This window comes from Arachnia sp. (assembly GCF_057238465.1).
In genome coordinates, this window is record NZ_DBHHFZ010000001.1 from 103,141 (window position 1) to 123,714 (window position 20,574).

At 65.8% G+C, this 20,574-nt stretch carries 24 protein-coding genes and 3 tRNA genes; 12 read left to right on the forward strand and 15 right to left on the reverse strand.

The features are described 5' to 3' along the window. Positions 1–82 precede the first annotated feature (82 nt). From ACO6D6_RS00410 to ACO6D6_RS00425, 4 genes are all read left to right on the forward strand, one after another. Entirely contained in the window at positions 83–865 is a 783-nt protein-coding gene (locus ACO6D6_RS00410; RefSeq protein ID WP_484782376.1) for a DUF1707 SHOCT-like domain-containing protein, read from the forward strand. After that, positions 865–1,344 carry a dihydrofolate reductase gene (locus ACO6D6_RS00415; protein ID WP_484782378.1) on the forward strand — a complete coding sequence of 160 codons (480 nt, stop codon included), beginning with the start codon at positions 865–867 and terminating at the stop codon, positions 1,342–1,344. The genes ACO6D6_RS00410 and ACO6D6_RS00415 overlap by 1 nt, the downstream gene beginning before the upstream one ends. Before the next feature lie 42 nt (positions 1,345–1,386). After that, on the forward strand, positions 1,387–2,742 hold the full coding sequence (locus tag ACO6D6_RS00420; protein WP_484782379.1) for a DNA polymerase IV: 1,356 nt from the start codon (positions 1,387–1,389) through the stop codon (positions 2,740–2,742). Between the two features lie 14 nt (positions 2,743–2,756). After that, positions 2,757–2,837, forward strand: a tRNA-Leu gene (locus ACO6D6_RS00425). Positions 2,838–3,212: 375 nt separating this feature from the next. Here ACO6D6_RS00425 and ACO6D6_RS00430 read toward each other — a convergent pair. From ACO6D6_RS00430 to ACO6D6_RS00445, 4 genes are all read right to left on the reverse strand, one after another. Further along, positions 3,213–3,614, reverse strand: coding sequence for a hypothetical protein (locus tag ACO6D6_RS00430; RefSeq protein ID WP_484782380.1), 402 nt, complete (start codon positions 3,612–3,614; stop codon positions 3,213–3,215). 205 nt (positions 3,615–3,819) lie between these two features. Next, positions 3,820–5,004 carry a glycine C-acetyltransferase gene (locus tag ACO6D6_RS00435; protein ID WP_484782381.1) on the reverse strand — a complete coding sequence of 395 codons (1,185 nt, stop codon included), beginning with the start codon at positions 5,002–5,004 and terminating at the stop codon, positions 3,820–3,822. A 43-nt stretch (positions 5,005–5,047) separates the two neighbouring features. Next, the gene (gene tdh / locus ACO6D6_RS00440) at positions 5,048–6,076 is read right to left on the reverse strand and encodes an L-threonine 3-dehydrogenase (RefSeq protein WP_484782383.1); all 1,029 of its coding nucleotides are present in this window, start codon (positions 6,074–6,076) and stop codon (positions 5,048–5,050) included. A 121-nt stretch (positions 6,077–6,197) separates the two neighbouring features. Continuing rightward, positions 6,198–6,779, reverse strand: coding sequence for a DUF1707 domain-containing protein (locus ACO6D6_RS00445; protein WP_484782384.1), 582 nt, complete (start codon positions 6,777–6,779; stop codon positions 6,198–6,200). A gap of 124 nt (positions 6,780–6,903) precedes the next feature. On the opposite strand from ACO6D6_RS00445, the gene pdxH reads away from it, so the two are divergent. After that, positions 6,904–7,539, forward strand: a complete 636-nt coding sequence (pdxH, locus tag ACO6D6_RS00450) for a pyridoxamine 5'-phosphate oxidase (protein WP_484782385.1) — start codon at positions 6,904–6,906, stop codon at positions 7,537–7,539. Between the two features lie 43 nt (positions 7,540–7,582). Here pdxH and ACO6D6_RS00455 read toward each other — a convergent pair whose 3' ends face one another. Continuing rightward, the gene (locus ACO6D6_RS00455) at positions 7,583–9,334 is read right to left on the reverse strand and encodes a BCCT family transporter (protein WP_484782386.1); all 1,752 of its coding nucleotides are present in this window, start codon (positions 9,332–9,334) and stop codon (positions 7,583–7,585) included. Between the two features lie 184 nt (positions 9,335–9,518). Between ACO6D6_RS00455 and ACO6D6_RS00460 the strand changes: the two genes are divergently transcribed. Continuing rightward, positions 9,519–9,917: a hypothetical protein gene (locus ACO6D6_RS00460; RefSeq protein ID WP_484782387.1), complete on the forward strand. Its 399-nt coding sequence runs from the start codon at positions 9,519–9,521 to the stop codon at positions 9,915–9,917. 25 nt (positions 9,918–9,942) lie between these two features. Beyond that, a complete protein-coding gene (locus ACO6D6_RS00465; RefSeq protein WP_484782389.1) occupies positions 9,943–10,137 on the forward strand; it encodes a hypothetical protein in 195 nt (64 codons plus the stop codon). Here ACO6D6_RS00465 and ACO6D6_RS00470 read toward each other — a convergent pair. Together ACO6D6_RS00470 and ACO6D6_RS00475 are read right to left on the reverse strand one after the other, a co-directional pair. Further along, entirely contained in the window at positions 10,110–10,778 is a 669-nt protein-coding gene (locus ACO6D6_RS00470) for an IMPACT family protein (protein ID WP_484782390.1), read from the reverse strand. The two genes, ACO6D6_RS00465 and ACO6D6_RS00470, sit on opposite strands and share 28 nt — an antisense overlap. After that, positions 10,762–11,241, reverse strand: a complete 480-nt coding sequence (locus ACO6D6_RS00475) for a peroxiredoxin (protein ID WP_484782391.1) — start codon at positions 11,239–11,241, stop codon at positions 10,762–10,764. Before ACO6D6_RS00475 ends, ACO6D6_RS00470 begins: the two co-directional genes overlap by 17 nt. Before the next feature lie 66 nt (positions 11,242–11,307). Here ACO6D6_RS00475 and ACO6D6_RS00480 point away from each other — a divergent pair, with 66 nt between their 5' ends. Further along, positions 11,308–11,607 carry a DUF3618 domain-containing protein gene (locus ACO6D6_RS00480; RefSeq protein WP_484782393.1) on the forward strand — a complete coding sequence of 100 codons (300 nt, stop codon included), beginning with the start codon at positions 11,308–11,310 and terminating at the stop codon, positions 11,605–11,607. Positions 11,608–11,645: 38 nt separating this feature from the next. Here the strand turns inward: ACO6D6_RS00480 and ACO6D6_RS00485 are convergent. Continuing rightward, positions 11,646–11,718: transfer RNA gene (locus ACO6D6_RS00485), tRNA-Lys, on the reverse strand. 23 nt (positions 11,719–11,741) lie between these two features. Beyond that, positions 11,742–11,814, reverse strand: a tRNA-Lys gene (locus ACO6D6_RS00490). A gap of 164 nt (positions 11,815–11,978) precedes the next feature. Between ACO6D6_RS00490 and ACO6D6_RS00495 the strand changes: the two genes are divergently transcribed. The 3 genes from ACO6D6_RS00495 to ACO6D6_RS00505 are packed head-to-tail and all read left to right on the forward strand — an operon-like array spanning position 11,979 to position 15,321. Further along, positions 11,979–12,620, forward strand: a complete 642-nt coding sequence (locus ACO6D6_RS00495; protein WP_484782882.1) for a succinate dehydrogenase cytochrome b subunit — start codon at positions 11,979–11,981, stop codon at positions 12,618–12,620. Next, positions 12,617–14,578 (forward strand): fumarate reductase/succinate dehydrogenase flavoprotein subunit, encoded by a 1,962-nt coding sequence (locus ACO6D6_RS00500; RefSeq protein WP_484782394.1) that lies wholly within the window; start codon positions 12,617–12,619, stop codon positions 14,576–14,578. The genes ACO6D6_RS00495 and ACO6D6_RS00500 overlap by 4 nt, the downstream gene beginning before the upstream one ends. Next, positions 14,575–15,321, forward strand: a complete 747-nt coding sequence (locus tag ACO6D6_RS00505) for a succinate dehydrogenase/fumarate reductase iron-sulfur subunit (protein WP_484782396.1) — start codon at positions 14,575–14,577, stop codon at positions 15,319–15,321. Before ACO6D6_RS00500 ends, ACO6D6_RS00505 begins: the two co-directional genes overlap by 4 nt. A 20-nt stretch (positions 15,322–15,341) precedes the next feature. Here ACO6D6_RS00505 and bioB read toward each other — a convergent pair whose 3' ends face one another. The 4 genes from bioB to ACO6D6_RS00525 all read right to left on the reverse strand — a co-directional run bounded on the left by bioB (position 15,342) and on the right by ACO6D6_RS00525 (position 17,512). Then, positions 15,342–16,394, reverse strand: a complete 1,053-nt coding sequence (bioB, locus tag ACO6D6_RS00510) for a biotin synthase BioB (protein ID WP_484782397.1) — start codon at positions 16,392–16,394, stop codon at positions 15,342–15,344. A 93-nt stretch (positions 16,395–16,487) separates the two neighbouring features. Then, entirely contained in the window at positions 16,488–16,811 is a 324-nt protein-coding gene (locus ACO6D6_RS00515) for a hypothetical protein (RefSeq protein ID WP_484782398.1), read from the reverse strand. Next, a complete protein-coding gene (locus tag ACO6D6_RS00520) occupies positions 16,795–17,304 on the reverse strand; it encodes a hypothetical protein (protein WP_484782399.1) in 510 nt (169 codons plus the stop codon). The genes ACO6D6_RS00515 and ACO6D6_RS00520 overlap by 17 nt, the downstream gene beginning before the upstream one ends. 1 nt (position 17,305) lies before the next feature. Next, positions 17,306–17,512 carry a helix-turn-helix transcriptional regulator gene (locus ACO6D6_RS00525; RefSeq protein WP_484782400.1) on the reverse strand — a complete coding sequence of 69 codons (207 nt, stop codon included), beginning with the start codon at positions 17,510–17,512 and terminating at the stop codon, positions 17,306–17,308. Between the two features lie 155 nt (positions 17,513–17,667). On the opposite strand from ACO6D6_RS00525, the gene ACO6D6_RS00530 reads away from it, so the two are divergent. Beyond that, on the forward strand, positions 17,668–18,216 hold the full coding sequence (locus ACO6D6_RS00530; RefSeq protein ID WP_484782401.1) for an NADPH-dependent FMN reductase: 549 nt from the start codon (positions 17,668–17,670) through the stop codon (positions 18,214–18,216). A gap of 66 nt (positions 18,217–18,282) precedes the next feature. On the opposite strand, the gene ACO6D6_RS00535 is transcribed toward ACO6D6_RS00530, so the two are convergent. Together ACO6D6_RS00535 and ACO6D6_RS00540 are read right to left on the reverse strand one after the other, a co-directional pair. Beyond that, positions 18,283–19,302 (reverse strand): zinc-dependent alcohol dehydrogenase family protein, encoded by a 1,020-nt coding sequence (locus ACO6D6_RS00535; RefSeq protein ID WP_484782403.1) that lies wholly within the window; start codon positions 19,300–19,302, stop codon positions 18,283–18,285. Positions 19,303–19,501: 199 nt separating this feature from the next. Then, entirely contained in the window at positions 19,502–20,386 is an 885-nt protein-coding gene (locus tag ACO6D6_RS00540; protein ID WP_484782404.1) for an alpha/beta hydrolase, read from the reverse strand. Positions 20,387–20,574 lie beyond the last annotated feature (188 nt).

The following is a 20,574-nucleotide window of genomic DNA, read 5'->3' on the forward strand; positions in this document are numbered from 1 at the left end:
AAATTCCCCGGGGATCAGACCAGGGTCTTCGATGCCCCCGAACGGGCTGCGAACGGTCACGGCCACGGGATAGCGTTTGCCCATGAGTGAGTTGCACGTCTCCTTCAAGGAGCGCGATGTCTACCTGGACATCCTTGCCACCAACTATGCCGAGGGGCGGCTCACCGACGATCAGTTCCAGAAGCGGCGCGACGAGCTGCTGGCGGCCACCACGCACCGGCAGTGCCGAGACGTGCTTCGTGGGCTACCGGTCCAGATCCCCGGAAATGATCAGCCCCAGCCCTCCCAAGAAGAAGCACGACCCGGACCGAGGCGCCGGGGAATCCTGATCGCGGGATTCGTGGGTGCCGTGGGTCTGGCGGGGATCGCCGCGTGGCACGCCAACCGCCCCGACCCGATAGGGGGAGGGCCGGTGGAGGAGCCCTACCCGGTGCAACCCACCATGCGCAGCTGGGAGGACTGGTATGTGGTTTCTCAGGCGTTGGAGGCCAGGAATCTGGGAGGCGTCGTGGACCTGACCCTGGAGGCGAACTCTGTTTCTGGAACCGTGACCGTGACGGGAAATCCATCTTTGTTGTCCACGATAAAAACCATCGACGGGGTGGTTGTGATAAGTGAACCGGCCAGCGGCACCCACGATGGCCCCACCACCGACCTGGACCGGTTCGGGGGAGGTTCCGCGCCCGAGGTGGCGAGGTCCCGGTTCCAGGAGCTGTGGCCCAGCGCGGTTCCGAAGCAGATCCGGCTGGCCCCCGGGGAGGACGCGAAAGGAATGATCGAGGTGACCGGAACGAATCACGGGAAGCCCATCACGGTGAAGTTCTCAGCCGACGGGCATTCGGTGCTGGACGTCAAGGAGAGCTGATGCGAATAGTTGCCATAGCCGCGGTGGCCGACAACGGCGTGATCGGGTCGGGGGAGGACATGCTCTGGCACATCCCAGCCGACTTCCGACGCTTCAAGGCAGTCACCACCGGGAACACCATCATCTTCGGAAGACGAACCCACGAACAGATCGGGCTGCTCCCGAACCGCCGCACGATCGTCGTCACCCGGCAGCCGGGCTGGTCGGCGGAGGGAGTCGAGGTGGCCCATTCCATCGAGGAGGCCATCCGGCTGGCGCACACCACCCCCGATAAGACCTGCTTCATCGGCGGGGGCGGGGAGATCTACGCGGCGGCTTGGCCCTACCTGACGGAACTGGACATCACCCATGTCCATCAGGAACCGGAGGGAGCCACCACCTTCCCGATCGTCTCATCCCACGAATGGACCGAGATCAGCCGCGAAATCCACGAGGGCTATGACTTCGTGCAGTACCGGCCAACCCCGGCGCCCGAATGAACCGGCCGGTGCGTGTCGGGAGAGATCACTAACCTGACCCGTATGCGATCCACATCCAGCATCCTGCACCTGGACCTGGATGCGTTCTTCGCCGCGGTGGAGCAGCGTGACAAACCCAGCCTCAGGGGCAAACCCGTGATCGTCGGTGGCGCCGGGCCGCGGGGAGTGGTGGCCACCGCCAGCTACGAGGCCCGGGTTTTCGGGGTGCGATCCGCAATGTCGGGCACGAAGGCCAGGCGCCGCTGCCCCCACGCGGCCTTCCTGGGCGGCAGGTTCGGCGCCTACCGGCAGTCCTCGGAGGCGGTCATGGGGCTGCTGCGGGAGGTTTCCCCGCTGGTGGAACCCCTCAGCTTCGACGAGGCCTACGTGGACCTCGAGGCCAGCGACTGGAACCTCGCGAAACTCGACGAACACGTCGCCGGGCTGCGGGCGGAACTGACCAGACGCACCGCCGGGCTGACTGCATCGGTGGGGGTGGGCAGCAGCAAGTTCCTGGCCAAACTGGGATCGGAGGCGGCGAAACCCAACGGGGTCCGGATCATCCGCCCCGGCGAGGAGATCGAGTTCATCTCCCCGCTGCCGGTGCGGGCGATCCCCGGGGTGGGGCCGGTGACGGAGAGCAAACTGCTGGCGCTGGGACTGGCCACCGTCTCCGATCTGCGGGCCGCCGACCCCCGGGAGCTGGTGCGCGAACTGGGCCGCGCGGCCGGGGAATCGCTGCGGCACCTGGCACATGGCCGCGATGACCGCGCGGTGGAGGCGGAACGGGAGGCGAAATCCATCTCCGTGGAGGACACCTTCCCCACCGACCTGACCGACCGGCCCCGGCTGGTTTCCATACTCAGGCGTGACGCGGAATCGGTGGCCGGGCGACTGCAACGCTCCGGAGCCTTCGCCCGCACGGTCGCGATCAAGGTGCGGATGGCGGATTTCACGACGATCTCGAAGGCCCGGTCGCTGGGGGGCGCGACGGATCGTGCCGAGGTGATCGGCCGGGTGGGGGAGGAACTCCTGGCGGAGGTGGACATCCGCGAGGGGGTGAGGCTGCTCGGCATCGGGGTCAGCAACTTCACCAGGGCCGCCCAGGAACGCCTGTTCGAGGACGAGATCCCGGAGACGGGAAGAACCGAGACCGAGGTCGAGGTGGACACCTCGGGGGTACGGGGCCGCGGTTTCTTCCCCGGCGCCGACGTGATCCATGACGCGCTGGGACGCGGTTGGGTCTGGGGAACCGGGCTGGGCAGGGTGACCGTCCGGTTCGAGACCAGACACACCGGCCCGGGCCCGGTGCGCACGTTTCTCGAGGACGATCCGGCGCTGCAACTGGCCAAGGAACTACCCGACCTGCCTGTGTCCCGGATTGAGACGGTACCGAAACATGCCCCCAATTCCCGGTAGGCTGACACCCGCTGACCGGCGTGGTGGAATTGGTAGACACGCAGGATTTAGGTTCCTGTGCCTTGCGCGTGAGGGTTCGAGTCCCTTCGTCGGTACTCCGAATCATTCGTGGACGGCGGCCCGGCCGGAGAACTGCCGATGGGTGAATAACTTTTGGGCAAGGGGGAGGCGGGTCGGGCGGGGATATGATTGAGAAGTTAAGGAGACAGGCCGATCCAGCAGCGATTAACACACTTCTTCTCGGTGAGATCTTGAATCGGGAAAGGAGTGACTTCTGTGTCAAATGTGGCGCGCATAAAACAAAATCTGGTCACTGGATTTCCGGGCCGAAATCGCCTACCGCGGGCAAAGTCGCTAGTCAGGTCCGGTTTGATCCTTGTTTCTCTTCGGGGCAAGGGGATAGTTTTTGTTTGAGGAGCGCCGCGGTTTGGATTGCCATCGAAGCGTCTGAATGCCTCAACGAACAAGCCTCAAGGAGTTTGGTCCTGCCAAGGGGGTAGCCCCTGTGCGGCACGTGCCTGCTGAATGGCTGCAATGATTTTCTTCCTGCTCCAGCTCACGAACTCCAGGTTGATGCCGTGGGCGGTGGAGAGCACGACTGTGGCGGTGGCGATGACAGTCCTCAAACGTGCACCGACGATTTCCGCCACGGGAATGCGCAGGCGGCTTCTCTCGTTGTTGAGGTTGAAGGAATGGGGTTCGAAAATGACTTCCGAGGCGGTGACAAGAAGGTGCCCACCACGCGCCACCCGCCCGCGCGCGCCGGTAAGGACCGCAGGCATTGCGAGGATTCTCTCGGTGAGGGAACCTGGCTGATCGAGATGGTTCGCCGGTGCTCTGAGCAGTATCGGCGCGTCAGGGGTCACGCTCATTGCAGCTCTCCGATCTACCATGTGTCGAACAGCTGGCATTGTAGTGCTCACCTTTTGTCCGGCTCCGACCGGTGGAACCTCATTGCCATGTGCAGTTTCGGTCGGCGAAGCCCTTGGCCAGAGCACACTTGATGGTGGCCGTGAGTCAGGGCTCGGAGTCAGCAGGACCCGCGGGACAAGGGCGGGGTCGGCTGCGGTGTGACTCCTATCGCACCTCCGATCTCGCCTCGACGAATGCGCGGATCGCCGTATCCAGGTCATCACGGGTCAGGGCCGCCGACAGCTGGGTACGGATCCTCGCCCGGCCCTTGGGAACCACCGGGTAGCTGAAGGCGCGGACGTAGACGCCGCGCGCCAGGATGGCGTCCGCCATGCGGGCCGCAAGTACTGCGTCGCCGATCATCACGGGGGCGATCGGGTGATCGGATTCGGGGATCTCGAATCCCTCCTCGGCCATGCGGGTGCGGAAATAGGTGGTGTTCTCGCGCAGCCGGTCGAGGAGTTCACCGGAGCTGCCCAGGAGGTCGAGGGCGGCCAGGGTGGCGGCGACGATCGACGGTGCCAAGGAGTTGCTGAACAGGTACGGCCGCGACCGCTGCCGCAGCAACTCCACGATGGGGGAGTGGGCGCAGGTGTAGCCCCCGGAGGCCCCGCCGAGAGCCTTGCCGAGGGTGCCGGTGATGATGTCGACGCGTTCGGTGACACCGAAACGCTCCGGGGTGCCGGCTCCGGTCTCGCCGACGAAACCGACGGCGTGTGAATCGTCGACCATCACCAGGGCGCCGTACTCGTCGGCCAGGGCGCAGATCTCGTCCAGCGGGGCGACGTAGCCGTCCATCGAGAACACGCCATCGGTGGCGATGACCCGGTGCCGCGCGTCCCGGGTTTCCTCCAGGCGGGCACGCAGGTCGTCGAGATCCCGGTTGCGGTACCGGTGACGGGACGCCTTGCTCAGACGCACCCCGTCGATGATGGAGGCGTGGTTGAGCTCATCGGAGATGATCGCGTCCTCGGGGCCGAACAGTGTCTCGAACAGCCCGCCGTTGGCATCGAAACACGACGAGTACAAGATGGTGTCGAATCCCTCCGCCCCGAGCCGCAGGAACCGGGTCAACCCGGCCTCAAGGTCCAGGTGCTGGGTCTGGGTGCCGCAGATGAACCGCACCGAGGCCATGCCGAAACCCCAACGGTCGAGGGCATTCTTGGCGGCCGTGATCAGCTCGGGTGAGTCCGCGAGCCCCAGGTAGTTGTTCGCGCACAGGTTGATGACGTTCCCGGTCGGGACACCGACGTGCGCCGCCTGCGCCGTGGTGAGCGGCTCCTCGTGTTTGTACAGGCCCTCGGCGCGCAGGGCGTCGAGCTGGGAGGTCACATCGTCGAGGAAGGTCATGGTCGGTCGTGCCTTTCGATTTGGTGAGGAAATTGGGTGTGCATCACTGTTCCCAGCGCATGACGACCTTGCCCGAGCGGCCGTCACCCGCGACGGCGAACGCCTCGGCGAACTCGGTCACGGGGAACCGGTGTGTGATGACCCCTGAGATGTCGAGCCCGGAACGAATCAGGGCGTTCATGGCGTACCAGGTTTCGAAGATCTGCCTGCCGGTCACGCCCTGGATGGTGAGCATGCTGAAGATGATCTTGGAGAAGTCCACGGTCAACTCCTGCGAAGGGGTGCCGAGCAGCGCGATCCTGCCGCCGTGGGTCATGTGGTCGATCATGGAACGCAGCGCCGCCCCCGACCCGGACATCTCCAGTCCGATGTCGAATCCTTCCTTCATCGAGAACCGGTCGTAGACCTCCCTCAGGTCTTCCCGGCCGGTGTTGACCGTCGAGGTGATGCCCAGCGCCTCCGCCAGTGCGAGCCGTTCGTCGCTGAGGTCGGTGATGACGACGTTGCGGGCTCCTTGGAACTTCGCCACCAGGGCCGCCATGATCCCGATCGGACCGGCGCCGGTGACCAGGACGTCCTCGGCCAGGGCAGGGAACTGGAGGGCCGCGTGGACGGCGTTGCCGAAGGGATCGAAGATGGCGGCGATATCCGGATCGAGCTCCGGTGGATGCACCCAGACGTTGGCGGCGGGCATGGCGAAGTACTCGCAGAAGGCCCCGTCGACGTGGTAGCCGATTCCCCGGGTCCGCTGGCACAGGTGACGTTTCCCCGCCAGACAGGCGCGGCACCTTCCACACACGTAGTGCCCCTCACCGGAGACGAACTGCCCGACCTCCAGGCTGGTCACGGCCGAACCGAGTTCGACGATGGTGCCGCAGAACTCGTGTCCCAGGATGCGTGGGGTGGTCACGGTACGGGCCGCCCAGCCGTCCCAGCGGTCGATGTGCACGTCGGTGCCGCAGATTCCGGTGCTCCGGATCTTTATCAGGACCTCGGTGGGGCCGGGGGAGGGAACGGGAACGTCGATCAGCTCCAGGCCTGGGCCGGGGTGCGTCTTCGCGAGGGCCAGCATGGACCCATCGTCCCACAAGGCCTTCACTCATCGAATCCGGGCTGGTCACACCGGTGCCGCCCCGGAGGGTGTCCGGGCCACTGGCTGTACCCATCCGGCCAGCCACCTTGGAAGATCGGGTCTATCTGCCCAGCTCGTCGTTCAGGGCATCGATGGCGTTCTTCGCGGTGAGCAGATTGGCCCCGGTCATTTCCCGGTAACGCTTGATGGCGAGAAGCCTCTGGTTCTGGCGGAGCAGCGCCACCAGTTCCTCGCGTTCCGGGGAGCGAAGGTTCTGGGGGGTTTGCTGCTGGAGTTGTTGGCGTGAACTGCGTGAATCGTTTGACGAATTGGAGAAATAGTAGAACAGGATCCCCATCATGATCAGCGGCACCACCCAGTGGCGCAGGCCCATCGCGAAGATCGCCAGGACAACCACCACCGCCAAGGGCTTGTACCACGACTGTCTCGCGGGGTGCTGCCCGGCGACGGGTTGGATCGGGGCGGGCATGGTTTGCACGGTGTGCGGATCCCCCGGCAAGCGCCCGGGAAGGTCGTTGAACAGGACCGTGAGTTCCCCCCGGGTCTTCGCGGTCAGCGCGGCGGACATGCGTTCGTCGAACTCCTCCGCGGTGATCCGGCCCGCGCTCATGTGCTCCCGAAGCAAGGCGATGGCCTCGTCGCGTTCAGCATCACCGATGCGCAGGTTCTCACCACCAGCCATGCCATCAACAGTAGCGGGCCCGGATGCCAAACGACGTTCCGCGTCAATTATTCGTGACATCCCGCCGTGCGCCGATGGGATGCCCTCCCCGCAGCCGCCACCCCGTTTCTGGAAGACTGGCGGCATGAGCCTTCACGATGTGCGACGCGACTATTGCGGGGATGCGCTACCGCAGGACCTGGACTCCTTCGAACCATGGAAGTTCTTCGCGGACTGGCTCGACGCCGCGATCGCAGCCGACGAGGTGGAACCGAACGCCATGCTGCTGGCCACCATCGGGGCGGACGGGCGTCCGCGTGCCCGGGTGGTGCTGCTGAAGGAGACGACGCAGAACGGCCTCGTCTTCTTCACCCACTACACCTCCCCGAAGGGCGAGGAGCTGGCCGCCAACCCGGTGGCCTCCGCCACCTTCTGGTGGCCGCGGCTCATGCGCCAGGTGCGTGCGGTCGGCGCGGTCGCGAAACTCACCCGCCAGGAGAACGAGACCTACTTCGCCAAGCGCCCCAGGGCCAGCCAGCTGGGTGCTTGGGCGTCCAGGCAGTCGGCGCCCATCGTCTCCCACGACGAACTGCTGGCGGCGGCATCGCAGGCGGCCGAACGTTTCGACGGGGTTGATGTTCCCTGCCCGCCGGAGTGGGGTGGATACCGGATCGACATCGACGAGTTCGAGTTCTGGCAGGGCCAGTCCGGCAGGCTGCACGACCGTGTCCTTGCCCGGCGGAATGTGGATGGCTGGAAAGCCATCCACATTCAACCCTGAGCAGTTCACACACGCGACGCGCGCGGTTCGGGGGAGAGGGGTTCTACTTTTCCGGGGTGTGACTCCTGCGTCTGGAGAGCCTGATCCGGAAGGGCCTGCGTGTCCTTTCCCCTGACGCGGATTCCTCACTCAAGGTGATCTCCTGGCCGTTCAGGTGTTCGACGACGGACTCCCTCACGTGTTCGGTCACCTTGTCCATCACGTGTTCGGTCATCTCGCGTCGCAGCACCCGGTTCTCCAGCCTCAGTCGTTGCCGGTGTTCGTTGCTGAACGCGCGCAGCGTCGCCAGGCAGGCCAACACCATCACCACGCTGAACGGTGCCGCCGCGAGGATCGTCATGGTCTGCAACGCCCCGAGCCCAGCGGTCAGATCCTCCCCGCCGGAGACCGCCCCACCCCACAGCAGCACCGCGGCGATACCGCCGCCGAGAACGGCCCACATCACCCGGGTCAGGACAGGAGGATCCTGCTCCCCGCCGGTGGCGACCATGTCCACCACGAAGGCCGCGGAGTCGGCGCTGGTGACGAAGAAGATCACCAGCAGGATCAGGAACCCGACGATCAGCAGGTTGCTCGCAGGGATGTGCTCCAGCACCTGGAACAGGGCGTTGACGTTGTTGACTTTTCCTTCCGGACTGATGAGGTCACCGGACCCGTGGAGCTGCTGCCACATCGCCGTCCCACCCATGATCGAGAACCACAGGAAGGTCACCAGCGTCGGCACGGCCAGCACCCCCGCCACGAATTCCCGCACGGTGCGGCCCCTCGAGATGCGGGCGATGAAGATCCCCACGAACGGCGACCAGCTGATCCACCATCCCCAGTAGTAGGTGGTCCAGGTCCCGAGCCAGGTCTCGCCGGCCTCACCCTGGAACGGCAGGGTGCGGAAACTCAGGTGCACGAAATTGCTGAGGTAGTCGCCGATGGTCTGGACGAACTCGCGCAGCACGAACAACGGTTGGCCGAGCAGCAGCACGGCCAGGGCCAGCACCGCGGCCAGCACCAGGTTCGCGTTCGAGAGCCATTTGATGCCGCGATCCAGACCGCTCAGCACCGAGCAGGTGGCCAGCGAGGTGATGATGGCAATGACCGCGAGCAGCACCCAGATCTCGGGCTTGATGATCCCCAGGTAATCCAGGCCGGATGTGAACTGGGAGGCCCCGAAACCCAGGGATGCCGCCACCCCGAACAGGGTTCCGACGATGGCGAACACGTCGACGACATCCCCGAACCAACCACGTACCCGCCTGCCGAACAGCGGCTCGAGCACCCACCTGAGTGAAACCTTCCGGCCCTTGCGGTGCACCGTGTAGGCGATGGCCAGGCCGACGACGATGTAGACGGCCCAGGCGGACAGCCCCCAGTGCAGGAAGGACGTCGTCATCGCTTCCTGCGCCTTCATGGCGTCGGAGGTGCCCTCCGGGGTGCCGGGCGGGGGAGTGGCATAGTGGTTCAGGGGTTCTGCAACGCCCCAGAACACCAGCCCGATGCCCATGCCCGCGGCGAAGAGCATGGCGAACCAGCTCACCAGCGAGTAGGAGGGGGTTTCGTCGTCGGGTCCGAGGGTGATGTTCCCGTACGGTCCGAAGGCCACCAGCAGGGCGAAGGCGACGAAACCCGCGACGATGAGGCTGTAGTACCAGCCCAGGCCGTTGACCACGGTCGAGTTCGCCGCATTCAACAACTGGCCCAGCCAGCGCGGCGCCAACGCCGCCAGTCCGACGAAGCCCAGAACGATCACGGCAGTCGGGACTGCGACCGCCGTTTTCCAAGGAGTCTTTCGTTGTCCAACCATCCGGCCAGTCTTCCAGAGGTTGGGTGCAGGCCTTGGTAGATCGGGGAGGTCGGTCTTCATCAAATGTATGGGATCGCGGCAACCGGACACCCCGGAATGGCTAGGGTTGGCAGCAACCAACCTCGCGGGACGATTCCGAAACCCGCATGGGGGAACGCCAGGACACAGAACGGAGATCCAGACGATGAGCGAACCCACCACACCTTCCCCGGAGCCGCAGAGCGAGCAGCGTGTCGCCCAGCCGGGCCCCCAGAACAGCCAACTTGCTTCGCAGGCCTATCAGAGCCCCCAGAGCATGCAGCCGCCGCATCAGGGCTTCCAGGCGCCGCCCCGGCCGTTCGGGGGACCGGGGAAGAACAAGGAGCAGGTGACCCCGGCGGTCTGGGTCTATGAAATCGCCATGGGGGCTGCCCAGGCGCTCATAGGCCTCATGTTGGTCTTCACCGGAAGCCAGTTCGCGCGCTCCTTCGGCGGTGGTGGCTACGGGTCGTCGAATGGGGGAGACGTGGCAGTCATCATTCTTCTGCTGGTCGGTCTCGCACTCATCGTCGCGGGCGTTTCCCGTCCCCTGAAACTGCGTTGACCAACGGGCGCGGACAGGCCGCGACGTGCTGAAGTACGTTCGAACGGGTCTGCTGGCCGTCGTCGTGGTGGCTGGAGTTCTGCTGCCCGTCACCCGCTACGCACCGTTGGCGTGGATCGCGGGTGGCGGGTTCGTGCTCGTGTTGGTGCTGGCTCACCCGGCCGTTGTGAAACGCATCGAGCCGGGAGACGATCAGCCGGGCCGGTCGACCCAGCGCTGACCTGCCGGGACCGCCGTCAGGGTCCCGGCAGACAGAGCCGACAGGAAAGCGTCGAATTCGCCGGTGGCCTTCACCGGAACCGCAACGGTGATCCGGGCATGGTCACCCCAGTCGACTCCCACCACCGCGACGGCGGCCCCCGAGGGCAGGATCAAACCACGCAGCGAGTCCTCGACCACGCCGAAGCTCGCGAAGTCAGCGTCGACTCCCAGCAGGGAGCACAGCTCCACCCGTCTGGTTCCGGCCGCCGCCACCGCTTGGGCCACGGCCTCGGAATAGGCCCGTACCAACCCGCCGGCACCGAGCTTGACGCCCCCGAAGTAGCGGGTCACAACCGCCACCACATCGGTCAGGTGGTTGGAGGTCAGCACGTTCAGCATCGGCACCCCAGCGGTTCCCGCGGGTTCCCCGTCGTCCGAGGAACGTGCGGTACGGGTCTCGGGGCCCAGCACGAAAGCGGAACAGTGGTGACGGGCGTCGAAGAACCTGGAGCGCCGTTCCTCGATCACCGCGCGAGCGGCTTCCTCCGAGGTGACGCGACGCAGCCGGGTGAGGAAACGGGAACGTTTTACCTCCAGTTCCACATCCACTCCGTCGCCGACCTCGGAGTCGATGGTGAGAAACTCAGACGCCGAGCTCACGGCGCAGTTTCGCGACGTGTCCCGTCGCCCTCACGTTGTACTGGGCAACCCGGATGGTTCCGTTGCCCTCGGCGTCCACGTCGATGACGAAGGTGGAACGCAGCACCCCCTCGATCTCCTTGCCGTACAGCTTCTTGGTCCCGAAGGCGCCGTAGGCGTTCAACGCCTCGCGTTCCGGGTCGGACAGGAGAGGGAACCCGATCTCGGAGCCGGCGGTGAACTTCGCGAGCTTCTCAACCGTGTCCGGGGAGATGCCGATGATGGTGTAGCCGGCCGCCGCGAAGGCGGCCTGCGCGCCGGTGAAGTCCACCGCCTGGGTGGTGCAGCCCGGCGTCATCGCTGCGGGGTAGAAGTAGACGATGACAGCACGGGAAGGGTGATCGGAAAGCGAAACCGGGACTCCTTCCGCGTTCGGCAACGTGAAGGCTGGGGCCGGGGAACCCGGGGTGAGGCGCGCAGTCATGACCGACAGTGTACGGCGCACGGAAGCCTCTAAGCTGGTATCCGATCGTTGAAGTAAGGGGAAGCAATGGACGGCGACACCACCCGCACCGTGGACGAGATCCGTGCCGAGCTGGCCAGCAACCGCCAGAGCTTGGCAGGCGCCATGGAAGACCTCGTTGACTCCGTGAAACCCGCGAACATCGCCCGGCGGGGCATCGACGATGCGAAGAGCTTCGTCGCGGGCGAGTTCCAGAACATCAAGGAGGAGTTGCGCGACGAGGACGGCTGGCGCACCGACCGGCTCGCGATCATCGGGGGTGCGATCCTCGGGGTGGCGTTGTTCGCCGTCACCATCTACGTGCTGGGACGCCGGAACCACGAATGATTCAAAAAGGGCCCCGGGTTCCCGGGGCCCTTGCGCTGTACACCACCAGGGACTCGAACCCTGAACCCGCTGATTAAGAGTCAGCTGCTCTGCCAGTTGAGCTAGTGGTGCGCGGGACCGGTGTCCCGGTCCGGTACACCACCAGGGACTCGAACCCTGAACCCGCTGATTAAGAGTCAGCTGCTCTGCCAGTTGAGCTAGTGGTGCTTGCGCGAGGACAAACAATACCCGTTCCTCGGCTTCATGAAAAGTCCATGCGGATGCATGTGGCGAGAAGCGGTCAGTTAGACTGAGCCATGACCACAACGACGGTGGACGTCCCAGCGGGAACGCGGAGACGCGGGCCCTCGAATTTCGTGCTCAAACATGTGATGGCGGTCACGGGGGTGCTCTTCGTTGCCTTCGTGGCGGTGCATCTGTTCGGCAACCTGAAGGTTTACGCGGGGGCCGACGCCTTCAACCACTACGCAACATGGCTGCGTGAGGTCGGCTACCCGCTGCTTCCCAAACAGAGCGTGTTGTGGGCGCTGCGAATCGCCCTGGCAGGCTCGTTGCTGCTGCACGTCTCGGCAGCGGTGACCCTGTGGTTGAGGGGGCGGCGCGGCCGTGGCGCTCACCGGCGCGGCCTGCACCGGAATCGCACCCGCGCGGCGGCCTTCATGCTGCCCGGTGGGATCCTGATCCTGGTCTTCGTGCTGGTTCACATCAGCGACCTGACGGTGGGTGGCCCCTTGGCGTCCGCGTCCTTCCGGCACCCCGGTGCCGAGATGCACGCCTACGCGAACCTCGTTGCCAGCTTCTCCCGTCCCTGGATGGCTATTTTCTACATGGTGGTGATGGTGGTGATTGGTTTCCACATCGAGCACGGCTGGCGCACCCTGCTGCAGGACCTCGGGGTCACGGGCCGCAGGTTCAGGCAGGTATGGGTGGCCATCGGAGGGCTGCTGGCCCTGGCCGTGGTGCTGGGCAACGCCATGATTCCCCTGCTGGTGCTGCTGGGGGTGATCGCATGACCACGACGACCAACCGGCCACGCCCCGTGGAGATGCTGGCCACCGGGATGCTCGATCCCCACCTCCCCGACGGTGACCCCCGCACCGCATGGGAACGCCGCAAGGCCGAGTACAAACTGGTGAGCCCGGCCAACCGCAAGAAGTACACCGTGATCGTGATCGGAACCGGGCTGGCCGGGTCCGGCGTGGCCGCGGCGCTGGGGGAACTGGGTTACAAGGTGGAGAGCTTCACCTTCCACGATGCGCCCCGCCGCGCGCACAGCGTCGCCGCCCAGGGCGGCATCAACGCCGCCCGTGCCCGGAAGGTGGACGGTGACTCGCTGACCCGGTTCGTCACGGACACCGTCAAGGGTGGTGACTTCCGGGGCCGGGAGGCCGATGTGTGGCGCCTGGCCGAGGAATCGGTTCGGGTGATCGACCACATGAACGCCATCGGTGCCCCGTTCGCCCGCGAATACGGCGGGCAGCTCGCCACCCGCTCCTTCGGTGGTGTGCAGGTTTCCCGCACCTATTACACGCGGGGCCAGACCGGCCAGCAGCTCCAGATCGCCGGTGCGCAGGCCCTGTTGCGTCAGGTGGAACGCGGCACGGTGAAGCTGCACACCCGTCACGAGATGCTGGACCTGATCGTCGCGGACGGCCGGGCCCAGGGAGTGGTGGTGCGCGACCTGGTGACCGGGCGGATCAGCATCACCACGGGACACGCGGTGGTGCTGGCCACCGGTGGCTACGGCAGCGTCTTCTTCCACTCCACCCTGGCGATGAACTCGAACGCCACCGCCACCTGGCGGGCCCATCGCCGCGGGGCCTTCTTCGCCAGTCCGAGTTTCATCCAGTTCCACCCCACCGCGCTGCCGGTGTCCTCCCGGTGGCAGTCCAAGACCACCCTGATGAGTGAGTCGCTGCGCAACGACGGACGCATCTGGGTGCCGGTGACCCCGGGCGACGAACGCGCCCCCGGTGACATCCCGGAGGCCGAGCGCGACTACTACCTAGAGCGGCGCTACCCGGCGTTCGGGAACCTGACCCCGCGTGACATCGCATCCCGGGCCGCCCGCACGGAGATCGAGGCCGGCAGGGGAGTGGGGCCGCTCAAGAACTCCGTCTACCTGGACTTCCGTGACGCCATCTCCCGGCTGGGCAGGGCCGTGATCGCGGAGCGTTACGGGAACCTCTTCGAGATGTACCGGGATGCGACGGGCGAGGATCCCTACGAGGAACCGATGCGCATCGCACCGGGGGCCCACTTCACCATGGGAGGGTTGTGGTGCGATTTCAACCAGATGACCAGCGTCCCCGGGCTGTTCGTCGGTGGGGAGGCAGGAAACAACTACCACGGTGCGAACCGGCTCGGGGCCAACTCCCTGCTCAGTGCCTGTGTCGACGGCTGGTTCACGCTTCCCCTGGCCATCCCCAACTACCTGGCCGGGCTGGCGGGGAAACCCCTTCTCGAAGTGGACGCCCCCGAGGCCGCGGAGGCGCTGGATGACGTGCGTGGGCGCATCAACCACCTGGTCAACAATCCCGGACACACCCGGCCCGCCACATTCCATCGTCGTCTCGGCGAGATCCTCTACGCGGGATGTGGGGTTTCACGAAGCGAGGAAGGGTTGAAACGGGCCCTGGAGCAGGTGCAGGAGCTGCGTGAGGAGTTCTGGCGCGATGTCCGGGTGGCCGGCACCGACGACCGGCTCAACCAGGAGCTGGAGAAGGCGGGACGGGTGGCCGATTTCCTGGAGCTGGCTGAACTGATGATCACGGATGCGCTGGACCGCCAGGAGTCCTGCGGGGCGCATTTCCGTGAGGAGTACGCCCTCCCGGACGGGGAGGCCAAACGCGACGACGAACGCTGGTGCAACGTCTCGGCGTGGGAGACCAACCCGGCCGGTCAGCACCGCCGTTACCAGGAGCCGCTGAGATTCGAGAGCGTCAAACTGCAGGTGAGGAACTACCGATGAGGGTCGAACTTGAGATCTGGCGGCAGGACGGGCCGACTTCCAAGGGGCGATTCGAGACACACGTCGTGACGGACGCCACCCCCGAGATGAGTCTCCTGGAGCTGCTGGACCGGCTGAACGACCAGCTGCCCGAGCAGGGCCTGGAACCCATCTCGTTCGAATCCGACTGCCGGGAGGGGGTGTGCGGGGCCTGCGGGGTCACCGTGAACGACGTTCCCCACGGCCCGGTCCCGAACACCCCGTCGTGCCGGCAGCACCTACGAGCCTTCGGCGGCATCACGAAGCTGCGGATCGAACCGTTGCGGTCGGAAGCCTTCCCCGTGGTCCGGGACCTGGTGGTGAATCGGGCGGCCCTGGATTCCATCATCCGTGCCGGCGGGCACGTCGACATCATGGCCGGGACCGCGCCGGATGCCGACGATTTCCTGGTCGGCCACGAGGATGCTGAACTGGCCCTCGACTTCGCTGCCTGCATCGGTTGCGGGGCGTGCGTCGCCGCCTGCCCCAACGGGGCGGCCCACCTGTTCGCCGGGGCGAAACTGGCGCACTTGGCCATGCTCCCGCACGGCAAGGTGGAACGCACCCGCCGCGCCCGGGCCGTCGTCGACGCCCTGGATGCGTCGTTCGGGCCGTGCAGCAGCTACGGCGAGTGCGTCGAGGTCTGCCCGGCCGGTTTGCCGCTCACCGCAGTGGCGGCGGTTCACCGGGAGGGCATCCGCTCGTTCTTCAAACGCCGCGCCTAGGCTCTGCCTCGGAACTGGCCCTAGGCGTTCGCCGGTTCCGGGGTCCCGACCCCACGGTTCCTGATCACGGGCCGGACGTCGGCCTCGGGGCCGGTCTCCTCCTGGCCGAGGACCGTGAATCCGTAGTCGGCGATCATGGCCAGGTCCTTGGCCCCTGCTTGTCCCTCACTGGTGAGGTAGTCACCCAGGAACAGCGAGTTGCAGATCTCCAGGGACAGGGGCTGAAGGCTGCGGAGGTGCTGTTCCCGGCCCGCCGCGACCCGCACCTCGCTGTCCGGATGGACGAACCGCATCATCGCCAGGATGCGCAGGCAACGCTGCGGGCTCAGGTCGGCGTGACCCGCCAGGGGGGTGCCGTCGAAGGGCATCAGGAAGTTCACGGGAACCGAGTCCGCGCCGACCTCCCGCAACGCGAAGGCCACCTCCACCAGCTGCTCATCGCTCTCACCCATGCCCGCTATCAGGCCCGAACAGGCACTCAGCCCGTGCTCGCGGGCGTGCTGAACCGTCTCGGTGCGGTCCTGATAGCTGTGGGTGGTGCAGATGTTGTCGTAGTGCGATTCCGCGGTGTTCAGGTTGTGGTTGTAGGCGTCTGCCCCTGCTGCGGCCAACCGTTCCGGTTGCCCCGCCTTGAGCTGCCCGAGGCAGGCGCAGACCTCCACGTCCGGGTGCTCGGCCTTGATCTCCCCGATGATCTCGGCCACCTTGTCGACGTCGCGGTTGGACGGCCCGCGGCCGCTCGCCACCAGACACACCCGCTTCGCGCCACCTGCGATCCCGGCCTTCGCGGCGGCGACGGCGTCCTCGTTCCTCAGCCACCGGTACTTCAGGATGTCGGCCTGGGAACCGAGGCGTTGGGAGCAGTAGAAACAGTCCTCCGGGCACAGACCCGATTTGAGGTTGATCAGGTAGTTCACCTTCATCGTGGTGCCGAAGTGATGGCGTCGCACCCGGCCCGCCGCGGCCACGAGTGTGAGGGTTTCCGCATCCGGCAGCCGCAGCACTGCGAGGGCCTCCTCGGGGGTGATGGAGCGGCCTGCGATGATTTCGGCGGCAAGCTTGTTCAGGTCCATGGTCTCTCCTCCGCGACGTTTTGAACGACGTTCAAACTAGCAGATCGCCCCGGCACCGAAGAGTGGACGGCCATGGCCAGGCGTGATTCCGTGTCAGCGGATGCGGCGTTGCAGGCGGTAGACGATCCCGTCCAGTTGAAACTTCTTCAGGTCCGCCGTATCGGACAGGGCCCGGGTGGCGTCCGTCCAGGTGGGTTCGTCCTTCCGGTTCAGCGCGCAGAGTTTCCAGCGCTTCCCGGAGCCGACCAGGTACCAGCGGCTGGAAGCCGCTTTTCTGTCCAGGATCATGTCGTGAATGCCCAGATTGAGGAAGTCCAGGGCCTCGAGCCACCATTTGGTGCGTGCCGAGGCGCGTAGCTGAAAGATCTCATCATCGGGGTCTGCCAAGTTGAGGATGGCTTCATCGCGTTTGTTCATGGTCTTCCAGCTCCTTGATCTTGCGGATGTAACGGCGGATGGCGAGCTCGTTCCACAGGGTGTCGATGATGAGGAAGACCGGGAATCCGCAGCCGATTTGGAGGGCCCATGCCTGCCAGGTGGTCAGGGGGAGCAGGGTCATGATGTCGCCTGTCAGGCGCTCTGCCAGGTAGTCGGCGACGGTCAGGGAAGTTGAGAATCCCAGCGCTCCAAGCGCGTAGCGGCGTGTCCGTCGCAGGACGTGGCGGGGCCTCAGGAGTTCCTGGAGGTCGGCGTATTCGCGAAGCCTGGGGAGTAACAGGCGTTCATCCTGGCGGGCGAACCACAGCAGAACGAACGGGATCAGGGCGAGAAAGACGATCTCAGTGGCGGCTGTCTCGACGCGTCTGGTTCCGATGAACTTGCTGAGCGCAACCCCCAGCCAGAACACGTAGGCGATGGCCAGGGTTGTGGTTGCAGCTCGGGTTCCGATCTGTTGCGCTCTCTCGTCCATGTCAATCGACTTCCTCCCTGAACTCGAACAGTTCCTCGATGCTGGTGCCGAAGACCTTCGCGATGTCCCAGGCCAGCTTGAGTGATGGCGTGTAGGTACCCTTCTCCAGATGCCCGATGGTCTCCCTGCGTACGCCAACGAGCCTGGCCAGGTCGGCTTGGTTCATGTCGGCCAGGATGCGGTGACGTCTGATGTGGGTGATGAGCAAATCGCCTCCTGGGTGTTATGTATTTGTATCATAATGAGCGGTAGATCGCTCGTCAAGTTATGTAGATCTATCATTTGTGGGTCGGGGCAGGTCGTGTGAATGCCTGGGGAGTGGACCTGGGTCGCGTAGGATGCCTGAGGAAGAAAGGAATCACTGTGAAGATTGGTGTCATCGAAGGCTCGATCCGCCAGGGGCGCAACGCCGCTCCGGTCGCCCGCTGGGTGCTGGACAACGTCCCTGAGCAGAACGATGCCGAGTTCGTTCTACTCGACCTGGCCAGTTTCAACCTGCCCCTGTACGACGCGCCCGTTCCTCCGCTGCTGGCCAACCGCCAGTACGACTCTGAGGCCGTTCAGGCGTGGAGCCGCGCCATTGACGAGTGCGATGCCTTCATTTTCGTTACCCCCGAGTACAACTTCGGGGTTCCGGGTGTGCTGAAGAACGCCGTTGACTGGCTCGCCCCCGAGTGGATGAACAAGTCCGCGGCCTTCGTCAGTTACGGCTCCGACGGCGGTATCCGATCCGTCGAGCACTGGCGCACCATCCTCGCCAACTTCAACATGCACGTCGTGCGGACCAACGTCGCCCTGTCGCTGTTCACCGACATCACCGAGGGGGCTGTGAGCGCCCGCGAAAACAAGGCCGAACAGCTCAAGGTGCTCGTCGAGCAGCTGGTGTCCTCCGCCGCGCACCGCAAGGCCTGAGAGACCACGCCGAGGAAAGCGAATGCCGCTCCCCTGTGAATCGGGTGGGGCGGCATTCGCGTCCGGTCACGGTTCGAGCAGCACCTTGATGGCGCGGCGTTCGTCCATGGCCCGGTAGCCCGCAGGCGCCTCGTCGAGCGGGATCCGCTGGTCGAAAACCCTTCCCGGGTTGATCTTCCCGGCCAGGACGCGATCGATCAGGTCCGGCAGGAAACGGCGAACGGGAGCGGGCCCGCCGTGCAGGTGCACCTCGGTGCCGAACAGCAGGCCACCCGGCAGGCTCACGTTGTGGGAGACCCCGACGAAACCGACGTGCCCACCCGGGCGGCAGGCCCCGATGGCCTGTGTCATGGACTGCTGGGTGCCGACCGCCTCGACGACGCTGTGCGCTCCCAGCCCGTTGGTGAGGTCCTTCACGCGGGAAACGCCCTCTTCTCCGCGTTCCTCGACGATGTCGGTGGCACCGAACTCCTTGGCAACTGCTTGGCGTTGCGGGTTGCGGGACATCGCGATGATCCGTTCGGCGCCCAGCTCCTTGGCCGCCAGGATGGCCAGGAGGCCGACTGCGCCGTCACCCACCACCGCTACGGTTTTGCCCGGTCCGGCCTCCGCGGCGACCGCCCCGAACCAGCCCGTGCCGAGCACGTCGGAGGTGGCCAGCAGCGAGGCCAGCACATCGGGGTCCCCGGGATGTCCGCCCGGCACGACGACGAGGGTGCCGTCGGCCTGTGGGATGCGGACGAACTCCGCCTGGGTGCCGCTGACGAACCCGCCGTTGACGCAACGGGATTGGTAACCGGAATCGCAGATCTCGCAGGTGTTGTCCGAGATGCAGAAGGAACCAACCACGAAATCACCCGGCTTCACCGTGGTCACGTCCGAACCGATCTCCACCACGGTGCCGACGTACTCGTGTCCCATGGCGCGGTTCTCGGCCTTGTCGTAACCCCGGTAGGGCCACAGGTCCGAGCCGCAGATGCAGGCGGCGGCAAGCTCGATTATCGCGTCGGTGGGTTCGATGATCTCGGGACGGTCCACCTCGGTGACGACCACGTCACCCGGTGCCCGCATGATGGTTGCTCGCATGGTGCCTCCTCGGTGGCGAACTGCGCAGGATGTGCGGATTCCCCATTATCTCCCCGCGGCGGGAAATGCCGCGGGAGAGTCCATGAGCGCCCCTCGCCGCGTCGGAAGCGAAGCCCACGACCGTGGTCCTGTCGTCCGCAGACCACCCCTTGCCGGAGCATCCCTGCGCGAACGATCCGGTCGGGAACGATGCCGGCCCCTACCCCGGAACCGTTTCCAGGAAACGGGCCACCCTGGCGATGTATCCGGGGCGGTCGACGAAATAGCCGCCGCAGTGATCGGCGCCCTCGAAGGTGACGAGCTCGACCTTCCCCGGGCCGGCCGCCTCCGCCAGCTGCTGGGCGTGTTCGTAGGGGATGATCCGATCCTTCGTGCCGTGCAGCAGCAGAACCGGGCGAGGGGACAGCGAGCTCATGGCGTCGACGGGACGCACCTGCTCGAACGCGTAGCCGCAGAAAACCCGGTTCACCAGGTCTGCCACCGGCAGCAGAAGGCCTCCGGGAAGCCGGTAACGCCTGTAATTCGCCGCGATCACCCCCGACATGGTCGCGAACGGGGAGTCGAGCACCAGGGCCTCGATGCGCGGGTCGTGGGCGGCCGTGAGGATGGCGGTTGACGCGCCCATGGAGAAGGCCATCACCGTGATCCGCGCCCCGGGGTGGGACCGGGTCACCCAGTCCAGCGCGGCGGTCAGGTCGGCCTGTTCATAATGGGCCAGGGACTGCCGACCGTCCCCGGAGTCACCGTTGCCCCGGAAGTCGAAGAGCAGGACGTTGTGGCCCGCGCGCCACAGACCAGGGCCGATCCCCAGCATGTCGGCCTTGTTGCTCCGGTGGCCGTGGCAGCAGATCACCACGCTCCGGGAATCAGGATTGTTCAGCCACCAACCCGCCAACGACACCCCATCGGATGCGGTGAAGGAGACCTCCTCGGCCGGTGTCCCCACCTCGAAGGGGGTGAACGTGTACGGCGGCCAGGGGCGTCTTGGGGCGTTCAGCGCCCAGGCCGTGTACCCGGCGACGGCCCCTGCGCCCAGACCAACGGCAGCGGCGATCCAGCGCCCGGCCCTCGTGAGTCGTCCCATGTCCCTCGTCCCTTCCAGCTGCCAGGCCACGCTATCCCGCCCGGAAACACCTGCTCGCGGTGGACGCGGTTTTGGACATTTCACCCGTGCGTTCGACCTCGTGCTGTGTGCAGCGCGGGAGCTGGGATGCCACGGCCACACTTTTCTCGTTGCCCTCTATCCGAAACACCAAAGAAAAGTGGTGTGCC

What these genes read in the sequence shown, in the direction of transcription:
- ACO6D6_RS00410 (WP_484782376.1), top strand. Translation starts at nt 83, where the DNA reads ATGAGTGAGTTGCACGTCTCCTTCAAGGAGCGCGATGTCTACCTGGAC.
- ACO6D6_RS00415 (WP_484782378.1), top strand. Translation starts at nt 865, where the DNA reads ATGCGAATAGTTGCCATAGCCGCGGTGGCCGACAACGGCGTGATCGGG.
- ACO6D6_RS00420 (WP_484782379.1), top strand. Translation starts at nt 1,387, where the DNA reads ATGCGATCCACATCCAGCATCCTGCACCTGGACCTGGATGCGTTCTTC.
- ACO6D6_RS00430 (WP_484782380.1), bottom strand. Translation starts at nt 3,614, where the DNA reads ATGAGCGTGACCCCTGACGCGCCGATACTGCTCAGAGCACCGGCGAAC.
- ACO6D6_RS00435 (WP_484782381.1), bottom strand. Translation starts at nt 5,004, where the DNA reads ATGACCTTCCTCGACGATGTGACCTCCCAGCTCGACGCCCTGCGCGCC.
- tdh (WP_484782383.1), bottom strand. Translation starts at nt 6,076, where the DNA reads ATGCTGGCCCTCGCGAAGACGCACCCCGGCCCAGGCCTGGAGCTGATC.
- ACO6D6_RS00445 (WP_484782384.1), bottom strand. Translation starts at nt 6,779, where the DNA reads ATGGCTGGTGGTGAGAACCTGCGCATCGGTGATGCTGAACGCGACGAG.
- pdxH (WP_484782385.1), top strand. Translation starts at nt 6,904, where the DNA reads ATGAGCCTTCACGATGTGCGACGCGACTATTGCGGGGATGCGCTACCG.
- ACO6D6_RS00455 (WP_484782386.1), bottom strand. Translation starts at nt 9,334, where the DNA reads ATGGTTGGACAACGAAAGACTCCTTGGAAAACGGCGGTCGCAGTCCCG.
- ACO6D6_RS00460 (WP_484782387.1), top strand. Translation starts at nt 9,519, where the DNA reads ATGAGCGAACCCACCACACCTTCCCCGGAGCCGCAGAGCGAGCAGCGT.
- ACO6D6_RS00475 (WP_484782391.1), bottom strand. Translation starts at nt 11,241, where the DNA reads ATGACTGCGCGCCTCACCCCGGGTTCCCCGGCCCCAGCCTTCACGTTG.
- ACO6D6_RS00480 (WP_484782393.1), top strand. Translation starts at nt 11,308, where the DNA reads ATGGACGGCGACACCACCCGCACCGTGGACGAGATCCGTGCCGAGCTG.
- ACO6D6_RS00495 (WP_484782882.1), top strand. Translation starts at nt 11,979, where the DNA reads ATGGCGGTCACGGGGGTGCTCTTCGTTGCCTTCGTGGCGGTGCATCTG.
- ACO6D6_RS00500 (WP_484782394.1), top strand. Translation starts at nt 12,617, where the DNA reads ATGACCACGACGACCAACCGGCCACGCCCCGTGGAGATGCTGGCCACC.
- ACO6D6_RS00505 (WP_484782396.1), top strand. Translation starts at nt 14,575, where the DNA reads ATGAGGGTCGAACTTGAGATCTGGCGGCAGGACGGGCCGACTTCCAAG.
- bioB (WP_484782397.1), bottom strand. Translation starts at nt 16,394, where the DNA reads ATGGACCTGAACAAGCTTGCCGCCGAAATCATCGCAGGCCGCTCCATC.
- ACO6D6_RS00515 (WP_484782398.1), bottom strand. Translation starts at nt 16,811, where the DNA reads ATGAACAAACGCGATGAAGCCATCCTCAACTTGGCAGACCCCGATGAT.
- ACO6D6_RS00520 (WP_484782399.1), bottom strand. Translation starts at nt 17,304, where the DNA reads ATGGACGAGAGAGCGCAACAGATCGGAACCCGAGCTGCAACCACAACC.
- ACO6D6_RS00535 (WP_484782403.1), bottom strand. Translation starts at nt 19,302, where the DNA reads ATGCGAGCAACCATCATGCGGGCACCGGGTGACGTGGTCGTCACCGAG.
- ACO6D6_RS00540 (WP_484782404.1), bottom strand. Translation starts at nt 20,386, where the DNA reads ATGGGACGACTCACGAGGGCCGGGCGCTGGATCGCCGCTGCCGTTGGT.